8 protein-coding genes are annotated in these 12,784 nt (G+C 43.1%); 4 read left to right on the top strand and 4 right to left on the bottom strand.

The genetic code is table 11. The annotated features are described in order from the left end of the window. The first annotated feature begins 205 nt into the window (after positions 1–205). A complete protein-coding gene (locus tag ONT08_RS07640) occupies positions 206–1,981 on the top strand; it encodes an ATP-binding protein (RefSeq protein ID WP_118200015.1) in 1,776 nt (591 codons plus the stop codon). Between the two features lie 180 nt (positions 1,982–2,161). On the opposite strand, the gene ONT08_RS07645 is transcribed toward ONT08_RS07640, so the two are convergent. From ONT08_RS07645 to ONT08_RS07655, 3 genes are all read right to left on the bottom strand, one after another. Next, positions 2,162–5,296 carry a type III restriction-modification system endonuclease gene (locus tag ONT08_RS07645; RefSeq protein ID WP_118200014.1) on the bottom strand — a complete coding sequence of 1,045 codons (3,135 nt, stop codon included), beginning with the start codon at positions 5,294–5,296 and terminating at the stop codon, positions 2,162–2,164. Positions 5,297–5,394: 98 nt separating this feature from the next. Continuing rightward, positions 5,395–7,362, bottom strand: coding sequence for a site-specific DNA-methyltransferase (locus ONT08_RS07650; protein ID WP_264959646.1), 1,968 nt, complete (start codon positions 7,360–7,362; stop codon positions 5,395–5,397). Positions 7,363–7,878: 516 nt separating this feature from the next. Next, a complete protein-coding gene (locus ONT08_RS07655; RefSeq protein ID WP_254973341.1) occupies positions 7,879–8,013 on the bottom strand; it encodes a hypothetical protein in 135 nt (44 codons plus the stop codon). Between the two features lie 208 nt (positions 8,014–8,221). Here ONT08_RS07655 and ONT08_RS07660 point away from each other — a divergent pair, with 208 nt between their 5' ends. Both ONT08_RS07660 and ONT08_RS07665 read left to right on the top strand, forming a co-directional pair. Further along, a complete protein-coding gene (locus ONT08_RS07660) occupies positions 8,222–8,884 on the top strand; it encodes a hypothetical protein (protein ID WP_117587729.1) in 663 nt (220 codons plus the stop codon). Positions 8,885–9,380: 496 nt separating this feature from the next. Next, the gene (locus ONT08_RS07665) at positions 9,381–10,937 is read left to right on the top strand and encodes an IS1182 family transposase (protein WP_118200255.1); all 1,557 of its coding nucleotides are present in this window, start codon (positions 9,381–9,383) and stop codon (positions 10,935–10,937) included. A gap of 303 nt (positions 10,938–11,240) precedes the next feature. On the opposite strand, the gene ONT08_RS07670 is transcribed toward ONT08_RS07665, so the two are convergent. Next, positions 11,241–11,993 carry a YaaA family protein gene (locus tag ONT08_RS07670; protein ID WP_118201923.1) on the bottom strand — a complete coding sequence of 251 codons (753 nt, stop codon included), beginning with the start codon at positions 11,991–11,993 and terminating at the stop codon, positions 11,241–11,243. Positions 11,994–12,270: 277 nt separating this feature from the next. On the opposite strand from ONT08_RS07670, the gene ONT08_RS07675 reads away from it, so the two are divergent. Then, positions 12,271–12,774 carry a methylated-DNA--[protein]-cysteine S-methyltransferase gene (locus ONT08_RS07675; RefSeq protein ID WP_200758233.1) on the top strand — a complete coding sequence of 168 codons (504 nt, stop codon included), beginning with the start codon at positions 12,271–12,273 and terminating at the stop codon, positions 12,772–12,774. Positions 12,775–12,784: the final 10 nt, after the last annotated feature.

Consider the following 12,784-nt stretch of genomic DNA (forward strand, 5'->3'; position numbering starts at 1 on the left):
CTGAAAATTCGAAACTGCCAAACTTTTCTAGTAATTTTTGTGATTTATAGTCAAATGATAAGGGTATGCCAGTAAATTCTTGTGTTTATAATGTGGGATTATGGATACAGGAATTTACTGGTGCGACCAAAAAAGCAGTGAAAACTTTGGTTGTTTCAAAATAAAGCCGTAACTTTGCGTATGTAAACTGGTTAAATTTCATAGCATGATGAAACTGCAAGTAAAACAAGTACCATACGGAGTATCTGATTTTGCCACGGTGATGAGTCAGAATCTATATTATGTCGATAAGACGATGTTTTTGCCAGAGCTGGAGAAGCAGCAACGCAATCTCTTTTTCATCCGTCCCCGTCGTTTTGGAAAAAGCCTGTTTCTCAGTATGCTCTACTCTTACTATGACTGTAACCAAAAGGAGAGTTTCGAAAAACTCTTCGGTAATTTGTGGATAGGCCAGCATCCTACATCCCTGCAAGGAATTTACCAGGTACTGTTCCTGGATTTTTCTCAAATTACAGGTAAGATAGAAGTCTTGGAGGAAAGATTCAATGCCTATCTCTGTATCAAGTTGGATAGTTTTGCAGAGCAGTATGCTGCATATTATGGTGATAAGAAGGTTCAGGAAATCAAAACAAAGACACAGTATGCTGATAAGATGCAGATAATCTTTGATGCAGCCAAGGCAAATCATTTTCAGCTTTATCTTATCATCGACGAGTATGATAATTTTACTAATGTAGTGCTCAATGAACATGGTGAGAAAGTGTATCATGCCATTACTCATGCCGATGGTTTCTATCGTGATGTTTTCAAGAAGTTCAAGGGAAACTTCGAGCGCATCTTCATGATGGGTGTCAGTCCTGTAACCCTGGATGATGTGACAAGTGGGTATAATGTGGGATGGAATATCTCTGTAAAGCCAGAGTTCGACGAGATGCTGGGCTTCTCTACCAAGGATGTAGTCGAGATGTTCACTTATTATAAGGAGATGGGAAGCATTCCTGCAGATAGCGATGTGGAAGCCATCGTCAACGATATGAAGCCTTGGTACGACAACTATTGCTTTGCAGAAGAAGCATTGAATAAGAGTGTCAGAATGTTTAATTGCGATATGGTGCTTTACTATCTTCGCAATTATATGGATTACGGACGCTCTCCTCGGCAGATGATAGACCCGAATACCAAGACCGATTATGGCAAGATGAAGAAACTCTTGCAATTCGATAAGTTGGATGGCGAGCGCAAGGGTATCATCCGCAAGATAGCGGAAGAGGGACAGATTGTTGCCCAACTGGAGGAACAGTTCTCTGCCTATCAGATACCGAAGGCTGAAATCTTCCCAAGTTTGCTGTTTTATTATGGTATGTTGACCATCAAGGGTACACGTGGTTCAAAGTTGATTTTGGGCATTCCTAATAATAATGTTCGCAAGCAATATTATGGATATTTGGAAGAAGAGTATCAGGCAAAGTCGTATGTGGATACCAACAGATTGACGGATTACTATTACGACATGGCTTATGAAGGAGTATGGGAAGAAGGACTGCGTTTCATGGCTGATGCCTACGCTAAGGTTTCTTCTGTGCGTGACGGAATAGAATCGGAGCGAAATCTGCAAGGTTTCTTTATGGCATACTTGAACCTCAACGATTATTACATCACGGCTCCCGAATTGGAGTTGAATCATGGCTATTGTGATTTCTTCCTGTTGCCTGATCATACCCATTATGCCACTCAGCACAGCTATATCCTCGAACTCAAGGTTCTCTCCAGAAAGGAGTTTGATGAAGAGTTGAAGGATGTCTTGAAGGAAGATGGTAGCCCTATGAAGAAGTCGGAGAAGCAATGGTTGGATGCAGTGGAACAGATTAGGCGATATGCCGATGCTCCAAGGGTTGAGGCTCTTCGCCAGGGCACAACGCTTCATAAGATTATCATGCAGTTCAAGGGCTGGGAGTTGGCAAGGATAGAGGAAATAGAGTAAAAGATAGGGTTTATAACTCTATCTTTTATCATAAAACGCCCCTCTATTAATTCAGTTGGGTGGTGTTGAAATCATCAAAAAAAAGATAAAGCGCACTTCCTCCTCTTTCTCCAGTTCCGCCTTCAAGGCTTCGAAGGCGGAACTGGTGAAAGAGGAGGCGATAACATTTAACATTACGAATTATTTCACCCATTCCATCAAGTCGTCGTAGTTGGTTACCTTATGATAGTAGATGCCCGAACCTGAGAGTTGCTCGAAGAGCCTGTCGGCACAGGCTATCTTGCCATCTTCTATGCCTCGCAAGTCGAGGGTTGACATGCTGCCCTTGGTTTCGGCTACGAAATAGACATGTTTCACGGCACCATCTTTGAAGGCTATCGCCCAGTCGGGAGAATAATTGCCCACAGGGGTAGGAATGTGGAAGCCTTTTGGCAATTTGGCATATACGGCAACATCGGTGCTCGTATCGAGGTCTTCCACGAACTTGCGTTCCACACTCTGCTTTGCCGTACCATCGGTAAACACATAATCCACGATGCTCTTCCTGCCTTGGTAAGCCTTGTCGAGCGAGGTATGCTTCTCCTCCGTAAAGATGGCGGAATCGTAGCTTCCCTCTATCTCGTTGTAACTGATATGATCTACGATGATGGTGGCTTTCTGCTCCAGTATCAGGCGGCTTACCCTGCGGATAAACTCTTCCGGATTCATCTTGTACATATTAAACTTTTCTGGCTTAATCTGACTCAGAATCCCGGCGATGGTCTTGCGGGTCAATCGGGTGTTGGTGGCTATCTTGCCCAGCAGGTCGTACTTTACGGTGCTTACGACATCCGTTCTCAGGTCATCATGCTGCATTTCTTCCTGCACCATCATGCTGCCCGCCTTCATGTCGTCGTGCTTCAGTTCCGTCTTCTGCACTCCTCGGGTTACCACGTAGCTCAGTTTCGAAACCACTAGTTCCTTGTTGATGGCAGCAATGGCTTTCTCTATCAGTTCCTTGCATTCGAAGTTCACCGTATAGGCGTATTTGTGGTTGATGCGATTCCAGAGTTCCTGGAACTCCTTCTTCGTAAAGTTCTCATTCAGTCTGTTCTCCGGAGTCTGCGGTGTACTTCCGTTTTCTATCATACCGTCAAGGGCAGAAGGATTCCAAACGCCTTCTATCAGTTTGTGAATCCATTTGCCGTATGGCTTTACTTCATCTGGCAATGTTGCGAGTGTTCCCGATGTTGCGGCAGAGCGGTAAGCATCGGTTACATGACTTTCGTCATCCACATAACCGTTCTTTACCAGATAGAAATATATCTTCTTGGCTTCTGATGTCGTGATGCTGTGCTTGCTACCATCCTCAATCGTGAAGGTCTTTCCATCGAAGTAATCGATGTCGGCAACCTTCGGATGGTCATAGAGATCTTCCGAAATATTCTTCTGCAGGTCGTTTACGAAATCAGCATAGCCCTCAGAGGCAATCACGGTAAGGCGGTTAATCTGCTGCACCTGTCCCTGCAGGGTATCGGCATCCTGTCGTACTCCCTTGTTGTCAACGCAGAGTCGCAATCCTCGTCCCACTTCCTGACGCTTCTGCGAGATGCTGTTTGCCTGTCTGAGCGAACAGATCTGGAAGATATTCGGGTTATCCCAACCTTCTCTCAAGGCAGAGTGGGAGAAGATGAAGCGAACTGGCGAGTAAGTTGGGTCGAGACTCAGCAGCCGTTCTTTATCTTTCATAATCAGGTCGTAAGCCGATACGTCATCGCTTCCGGCTCCCTTCTTCTCATCGCTGTCCTTGATGCGCTTGGTCTTGGGGTCGATGGAGAAATAACCTTCATGGGTCTTGTTGACAGGGATGCAGCTGAGATACTGCATATACTCCGGGTCATACTTATTCTGATTCTCCAGTAGTTCTGCCTGGTATTCCTGTTCGAATATTTCTCCATAGCGTCCCAGCATCGCATTGCCGTCTTCATCATACTGGCGATACTTGGCAACCTCGTCGATAAAGAAAAGGGAGAGGCACTTGATGCCACGATGGAAGAGTGCACTCTCTTTGCGGAAGTGCGCCTTGATGGTTTCCCTTATCTGGATGCGAGCCTTGTGGTCGGCAGTTACGTTACCGATTACTTCCTTCAGCATCAGACTTTCGCCGTTACTGAACTTCACATGGCTGCGACTTGGCTGGAGGACATCCACCACAATGTCGGTAATCATGAACCCCTTGTATTGCTGCATGTTTCCGGAGGCACTATAGAGGTCATCGCCTTCTCCCAACTTCTTATAGATTCGCTTGATGGCTCCCGTAGTGCTCTGCTGTTCTATCTCCAGTCTTACCTGTGGTGCCTTGTCTTTCGAGAGTAGCAGCTCTGCGAAATAGATATAGCTGTCGGTACCTTTCAGATTCTTCAGTTCGAAGCCTACTACCTCTATCTTCTTCACCAGTTTGTGGTTGTAGGCATCGAGTGCATCGAGCACATACACCGTGTTGTGGTGCTCCTTGTGGGTAGCTGAGTAGTTCAGGGTGAAGAGCGGATTGAAGGCTTTGAGTGCCGTCTGTGTAGCGGCACCTCCCATCTTCTGCGGTTCATCCAGAATGATGATAGGGTTGTTGGCAGCAAGAACGGCAATAGGCTTTCGGGAACCGAACTCATCTCGTTCGGAGTTGATGATGCGTGCCGCCTTGTTCTTGGCTCCTTCCTTCATGGTGTTGAAGGCCTGGGTATTGATAATCATCACGCTGATGTCGTTGCTCTGCGAGAAGGTGTCGATGTCGTTGAGGCTGCTGCTGTCGTAGATGAAGTAGCGAGCCTTCTTGCCGTATTGCTCCATGAAGTGATCTACCGTAATGTCGAAGCTCTTCTTCACTCCTTCTCGGATGGCGATGCTTGGAACCACCACGATAAACTTGGTCCAGCCATACTGCTTGTTCAGTTCGAACATCGTCTTGATATAGACGTATGTCTTTCCCGTACCGGTTTCCATCTCCACGTCGAGCTGGCAGGCACCGAGCTTCTGACAGAGTTCTTCATCCTGATGGATATTGTTCTCGGTCTGAATCTGTCGGATGTTGTCAAAGAGAGCCACCTTATCCATGACTAGGCGGTTGTTCTTATAGCCCAGGCTATTGCCCGCATCATCGTTATCAGCAAAGACATCTGTTTGAACGATTTTGATGTCATGCTTCTTGCTATCAACCACATACAGTTTTCCCTTATCCATCCTGTATTCCAGGTTGGCTTGGTTGGGCTGCCCCTTGAAGACGTTGATGACGCTCTCCACGGCATCGGTCTGATATTGTTGTATCTTAAACTTCAGTTTCATAATCGTAATCAGTAAAGCTCTTTTTACTTTTACAAGTTTCAAGTAAACACAGCAAAAATGTTCTTTTTACTTTTTTACCTTTTTACTTTTTTACCTTTCTAAAGGATTTTGGTGACTGTGTCAGGAGAATATGTTTTAAAGATCTGCTCGAAGTTGGTGGCGGTGGAATCGTCCTTCATGCTGGTGTCACGGAGCACGGCATAGGCTGGTTGCATCTGAGCGATGGATTTTACCACATCGTCGGTAATATTCGGGTCGGAGCAAGCCACGAGGTATCCTTCGGCAACGTTATAGATGGTCTTGCCAGCTACCGTTGTCGTTTCTATCTTAGAATCCAGGGTTGCACCGAGTTCAAGCATCACCTGGAAGAGCAGGTCTTCGCCCGTTCTATCCGGCTTCACATTATCAACCTGCGAGAAGAGGTCGGCTTGCGAAATATCCTTTGGAGAATAGTAAATGTCCTGCATATTGGTGGAATCGAGTTTCAGCACACGGAAGCCAGTATCGAGGTCCTGAGTGGTTAAAAGAGACTCCTCCTTGATTTTCTTGCCGGCTCTTCTTATTCTTTCCTTTCCTATTTCACAGATGTTCTTATAGCCTGCCTTGAAAGCTTCGCTCTTCTCATCGGTCTTTTCTGGGAGCTGCACCATGATGAACTTGCGGTTGCCGCCATCTTCGGAGTTGAGCTGCATGACGGCATGGGCTGTGGTGGCGGAGCCACTGAAGAAGTCGAGGATGAGAGAATTTTTGTCAGTAAAAGAGTCGATGAAACTACTTAATATTTCTTCATCTTTAGGAAATGAAAAACAATCATTTCCCATGAGGGAACGTAATCTCTTACTGCTACCTCTTCTATCTTTATAAAATACGGTTTCTTTCAGTTGCGTTTCATTATCTTTTAGGTATCTTTTTTTGCATGGAACTCCATCGCCATTAAAATGAATTAACCCATTTTTAATGTCTTTCAATAAGTCCTCTTTGCTTGAATAAGCCCAACCTCGTTGAGGCGTTTTAACGATATTGTGAGTATAGGGATTTACAATATCCCATTTGGGACCACCACCTCCTCCTCTAGATATATCTGAAGCAAAGTATACTCCATTCTCATCAATCCAACTATAGTGAGAATGATTTCTACTCTCAGAATCATCAGGTAAAGATTTATACCATGATTTTAATTGTGCAGATGATTTCTCGTAATCTGTTCCATTGATTTTTTTTAGTTCTTCTGCTTTTTTGTATATTTCGTTTAATCCCTTTTTCTTTTCATGCCAACTGATGTTGTGTTCATTGCAAAAAGTAAGATTTTTAGCAAAACAGATTATATACTCATGTGATGTTGAAATGAATTTTGCTGCATTTCTTCTTCCTCCTCTCCAAATGAATTGAGCAACAAAGTTACTTTCTCCAAACACTTCATCGCAAACTTTTCTGAGATTCTCTACCTCATTATCGTCAATAGAGATAAATATCACACCATCATCGGTCAGCAAGTCTCTTGCAACCTTCAATCTCGGATAAATCATGTTGAGCCAATCAGTATGGAATCTGCCATTGCTTTCGGCATTGGTAAACATACGGTTGCCCTGCTCGTCAAACTGTCCTGAGTTGGCGAGGTATTCTTCTGAAGACTGAGCGAAATCATCTTCATAAACAAAATCGTTTCCGGTATTGTAAGGTGGGTCTATATAGATCATTTTCACCTTGTGGAGATAAGTCTCCTTCAGACATTTGAGAACATCGAGGTTGTCGCCCTCGATATAAAGGTTCTGGGTGTTGTCGAAATCAACGCTGTCTTCACGGCAAGGGCGAAGTGTGGCATTGATAGGAGAGTTGGCAAGGAGAATCGCCTTGCTCTTGTCGGGCCAGGTAAACTGGTAGCGTTCCGCTCTTTCTGACATCACACTATCAGAAAGATTCTGTTTGAGTTTCTCGAAATCTATGAGGTGCTTTGGCTGACCGCTTCTTTCATCCACGGTCTCCGTAACGCAGTCGGGAAACAGCTGCGCAATTTTCGTAATGTTATCCTCGACACCATTACTACTCTGCATTCTTAATTTGTCCATTCGTAGCTCTTTTCATTGTTGGTTACTATATATAATAAGGTATAGCAACAAACTTTGAAGCGAACTCCAACGTCTTTTGCTATAGCTGATGGGTGCGTTTGGAACTAAATCATTATCGGAGTAAAACGGGCAGCGGACAGAAGGATTAGCAGAAAGCCATCCAAGGAAAGCCTTGATGAAGTGAAGACAAAGAAGAAGCGTGAGCTTCCCTTATCAACACTTGAGGCTTTGGCGTGCCCGTAACATACGATAAGTTCCGCCCACGCTATAGCGTAGGCGTTTACAGAACTTACTCTTTCGTACGTTACTACTTTAAATCGCCAAATTTCAAGTGTATTCCGAACAAATTAGTAAACGCAAGTTTATAATCTTACTATGTTATATCTTTCTTTTCTGTTTCTTATATCTCTTTCTTTTTAAATTGTTATACATTCAAATTTCCTTGTTGGTCATTATGATGGCCAACAAGTTTTAATGGATACTGGAATTTCATCCATAAGGAGTCTATTCGCAACACTATAAGGTTTCCATCCATGCGATAGCATCTTGAGCAGTGCCAAAGCACAGAGTTTCTCCGTTTTTATGTTCTTCTCTCGCCTTGTCAAGCTTCGCTTGCAAATCGGGAGTAATCGCATTAGTTGATGTGCTCATATCCTTTGTTTTAAATTGTTATTTGGGGCAAAGGTAATAAAAAATAATGAGAAATGAGGTGTTCTTGTGAATTTTAACACAGATAATCTTGATTATAATGGCTCGTATGAGTCAGATTTAGCAAAGTTAACACAAAATAATTGCTTATCTCACTAATAATCAGTATTTTTGCGCATAATCTTTTAAAGAATCAAAAAAAACTAAGAATATGGCTAGAGCAACAGGTTCAATCAATTATTTGGAGCATCGCACGCCCTTGAAGGACGAAAGCGGTAAGTATCAGATACATCCGATGTTCGTGAAACAGGATGTCGTTGACAGGGAGAAGATGGAAAAGCGTGTTCGCGATCATTGTGCGATGAACGTTTCGTCCTTTATCTCTGCATTGGAAACGTTGGAGGATGAAACGCTTTACGCCTTGGCTGAAGGCAACGAGGTGAGGGTAGGCGATATGTTTATCGTCAAGCCTAAGCTGGGGATGGTGAAGCATAAGGACAAAAATGGAATCGAATGGAAAAGAACCTATCATGAGGGGGATCTGATTCCAGCCAATGAGGTGGATATCTGCGGCTTGGAAATTCAGCCCACGAAGGAGTTTCTGGAGAGGCTGAAGCGCCACTCTAATGGTTGCAGCCGACAGTATTGGAGTGTGAAATCTACTCCAAAAGAGGCGGATAAGGAGTTTACTGATATTGTAGAGATTTGTCAGCAGCAGGGTTATATCACGGTGAAGGATATGATTCGTGAATTCGGTGTTACCCGCTATCATGCCAATAAGGTGTTGAATGATCTCTGTGAGGAACCGGCTGCCAGAATGTATGCTACCAAGGAAGGTCCTATAACGCTCTATCGTTTGTGGAAGAAGGAGTAACTAAGACGTAGTTGTTGAAACGGCTCTTTAGGTTGACGGAATCGGTTCCTTAACTTGAATGAAGCGTCTCTTCTCGTTGAAGGATGCGTCTCCGAGAGTTAAAAGAAGCGTTTACTGGAGTCAGAACAAGCGTCTTTTAGAGTACAAGCATATACCTTCTCAGACATTGCCACTAGGCTCAGCAGCTCTGCCGAGCCTAGTCAGCAGGTCTGCTGACTGCAGTCAGCACCTCTGCTGAGCCTAGTGACAACACCTTTTAGTCGTACAGCTATAACCTGTTTAGTTGTACAACTGTATACCCTTTAGTCGTACAACTATAACCTCTTTAGTGAGGGTGTGTCATAAGTCTGTGACGCACCCCTTTTTATTTTTTGCCTTTTCACAGATACGAAATCTTTAAAAAACATTTTTATTTACAACAAAGCCCAAACTTTCACAAGCTCGGGCTTTGCCTTTCCGCAAAAGATTTGTATCTTTGCAGAAAACTTCTTTAAGTATGGCAAAGATACAAATAAAATCTGAAACTCGGCACGAATTGAGCTTTTTTCCTAACTCTTTCGATGATTATGTGCCAAAAGACAGCAAAGTTCGTATGGTGGATCGTATTGTTCGCAGTATGGACATCAACCCTCTCATGGATACCTATGATGGGATTGGTGCTCCTCCTTACAGTCCGAAGATGCTTCTAAGTTTAGTTGTTTTTGCCTATATCAATGGCGTTTATTCCTGTCGTGGCATAGCGGACGCACTTAAATACGATGTTCGCTATATGTGGATTTGTGGAGGTAAGCAATTATCTTTCGCAACAATCAACCGCTTTAGATCCAATCATATGATTAAATGCATCGACTTTTATTTTGATGCAGTCGTCTCCATATTGGTTGAAAAGGGCGTGATTAGTCTGGAGGAACAATATGTTGATGGCACTAAGATAGAGTCGAAAGCAAACAAGTACACGTTTGTATGGAAGAAGACTGTGGAAAAGAACAGGGCTAAGCTCTTGGAAAAGACCTCTGCTGCATTGGCTCAGATAAAAGAACAAATTCGCCTGAATGGCGGGAGTGACATTAAGGAAGAAGACAGCGAGCCAGCCACTTCCGCCAAGGATGTAGAGAGAAGTGCACGTTTGTGTGAGAGGCAAGCTAAGAACCTTCCTAAGGCAAAGCTTACAGGAAGAGAGAAGCAAAAGCTAAATACTCAGATAGATCACTTGTTCAAAGCCTCGGACAAACTGTGCGAGTATGAAAAATCACTGGATATACTGGGCGAGAGAAACAGTTACTCCAAGACTGATCCCGATGCGACCTTCATGCGCCTCAAGGAAGATGCCATGAACAATGGGCAGACAAAGCCTGCCTATAACCTTCAAATTGCGACAGAGAATCAATATTGGACGAATTTCGCCCTTTATCCCAATCCAACAGACACCCTGACCTTCAAGCCTTTTTTGGATAAGTACAAGAAAAGATATGGAAAGCAATCCAAGAGCGTCACCGCAGACTCAGGGTATGGCTCGGAGGAGAACTACGAGTACCTAGAGATGGAAGAAATGATGGGTTATGTAAAGTACAACTGGTTTCACAAGGAACAGCATAAGCCTTTCAAGGAGGATGCCTTCAACCAAGCGAACTTCTACTACAACAGGGATGATGACTATTATGTCTGCCCCATGGGACAACACATGGAACCTTGTGGACAACGGCAAACGAAAAGTGACTCCGGCTATGTGTCTGTCATTACATTATATAGAGCACAACGATGTGATGGATGTCCGCTTGGAAGTCTCTGCAAGAAATCCAAAGGCAACAGAACCATATATGTCAACCATAAACTGAATGCATATAAAAAGGAAGCCTTCCTGCTACTAACGTCTGAAGAGGGCTTGAAACACAGAAGCCAGCGACCGATAGAGCCGGAAGCTGTATTTGGGCAGATGAAGGCAGATATGCATTATAAGCGATTCAGGCATTTTGGAATGGACAAGGTTTACATGGATCTAGGATTGTTCGGAATGGGATTCAATTTGAAGAAATATTTGGGTATAAAACGATAAAACTCAATTTTGTTTTTTTATCGTCAGGGATAACTATGCCCTTTTGTGAGCTTTGGGGCTGTTTTGTTATCGATAAAACAAGAAAAGTAAAGTTTCTATACAATATAATAAGATTCCCTTTGTGAAGAAAGACTACGATTCAACTAGAATATATAGAAACACACACAAAAAAAGGGTGCGTCACAGACTTATGACACACCCTCATCGTAAAATGATGATACTTCTATGATATATTGGGTGCTCTCATTCAATCCAAACATACAGCATCTTCCTTTTATAACGTTTGTTTGCTTTTGTTCTATTTCAACGAACGAAATGAGGAAAAGCAGCTTCTCCTAATTCTGGCTCATATTCAAAACCTTCGTAACTGAAGCCTGCCAGTTCCTCTGGAGTAAGAAGCTGATTATTCAGAATATATCTCACCATGGCTCCACGGCAAGATTTAGCCCATACAGCCTGCATCTTCAATCTGCCGTCTTTCTGGCGGACATAAAAGAGTGGCTGAATGACCTTTATTTCCTTACATACTCTCTTCCAATCGAACAGATGTTCATATTCCTCTGTAGAAAGATGGATGAGTATGCCATCGTCAGCTTTCACACTATCGATGAGAACATCTGTCAGTTTGTCTTTCCAGAACTGATTGATAGGCCTGTCGTTTGTTGCTTCGAGAGATACGCAATGCTCCATACGATAAGGTACGATGCCATCCAACGGTCGAAGCAATCCATAAAGGAAGCAGGTAATCCAGAGATGTTTCTGGGCATATTCTAACGACTCCTCGCTCAAAGAACTGGCACGCAAATGTTTGTATGCCTGACCATTGTAAGCCAGGATAGCCGGCATCTTCTCTGCAGCCATAAAATCATGATATCGCTTCCAGTTCGTCATTGCAATCTTGCTGCTGCAATCCAGTTGCTTAGCCAAATCCTCTACATTCATCATTGCCATTTCTTTGGCCAAGTCATTGGCAACTGATTGGAATAGTGGCACGGAGATAGGCTTCCTGTCTGCCTTCTCAAACATGATTTTGGCATTTGCCAATAATATCTGCATAATAATCAATCTTTTGAATTGTACCTGCAAAGATAAGAAAAAATCAATATACAATGCTAAATAGCCAAAAAAAATCCCATAAAATTAAAATTTTTTATAAAACGAGCATTATATAGTACTTTTTCTTGTGTAATCTATAAATATTTGTTACCTTTGCGTGAAAAGAACAATATAATACACTACTTAGTATGGCGGTTAAATATGAGATTCGTCAAACAGTTTTCTCATACCTCTTTTACCTATATGATTTATGAACAAAAAATATCAGTTTAAGACAATGAAGCAAGTAAACATTCAATATTACAATTCGCCTTGCGGAGAAATCATCTTGGCATCGATGGGTGACGAACTGTGCCTTTGTGATTGGAATGAAATGCCATGTGCAGAGCGCAATAAGCATCGGCTTTTACGGTATATGAAGGCTGATTTCAAGATAGAAACATCCCCAATCCTGGATCAGACCAAAAAGCAATTGGATGAATATTTTGCCGGTAACCGCAAGATATTTGATATTCCGTTGCATCCTGTAGGAACTGATTTCCAGAAAAAAGTGTGGCATGCATTGCTCGAAATACCCTATGGAGAGACAAGAAGCTATAAGGAAATAGCTATAAGTATAGGCAAACCTAACGGCATCAGAGCCGTGGCAAGTGCCATTGGAGCTAATGGCATCAGCATTTTCGTTCCCTGCCATCGAGTTATCGGAAGCAATCATTCCCTTACAGGTTTTGCCGGAGGATTGGACGCAAAGAGAAAGCTATTGGAGCTTGAAGCTGAATAAAACCAACATA

It is taken from the genome of Segatella copri (assembly GCF_026015465.1).
Classification (GTDB): Bacteria; Bacteroidota; Bacteroidia; order Bacteroidales; family Bacteroidaceae; genus Prevotella; species Prevotella copri_E.

What these genes read in the sequence shown, in the direction of transcription:
- ONT08_RS07675 (WP_200758233.1), top strand. Translation starts at nt 12,271, where the DNA reads ATGAAGCAAGTAAACATTCAATATTACAATTCGCCTTGCGGAGAAATC.
- ONT08_RS07640 (WP_118200015.1), top strand. Translation starts at nt 206, where the DNA reads ATGATGAAACTGCAAGTAAAACAAGTACCATACGGAGTATCTGATTTT.
- ONT08_RS07670 (WP_118201923.1), bottom strand. Translation starts at nt 11,993, where the DNA reads ATGCAGATATTATTGGCAAATGCCAAAATCATGTTTGAGAAGGCAGAC.
- ONT08_RS07660 (WP_117587729.1), top strand. Translation starts at nt 8,222, where the DNA reads ATGGCTAGAGCAACAGGTTCAATCAATTATTTGGAGCATCGCACGCCC.
- ONT08_RS07645 (WP_118200014.1), bottom strand. Translation starts at nt 5,296, where the DNA reads ATGAAACTGAAGTTTAAGATACAACAATATCAGACCGATGCCGTGGAG.
- ONT08_RS07665 (WP_118200255.1), top strand. Translation starts at nt 9,381, where the DNA reads ATGGCAAAGATACAAATAAAATCTGAAACTCGGCACGAATTGAGCTTT.
- ONT08_RS07650 (WP_264959646.1), bottom strand. Translation starts at nt 7,362, where the DNA reads ATGGACAAATTAAGAATGCAGAGTAGTAATGGTGTCGAGGATAACATT.
- ONT08_RS07655 (WP_254973341.1), bottom strand. Translation starts at nt 8,013, where the DNA reads ATGAGCACATCAACTAATGCGATTACTCCCGATTTGCAAGCGAAGCTT.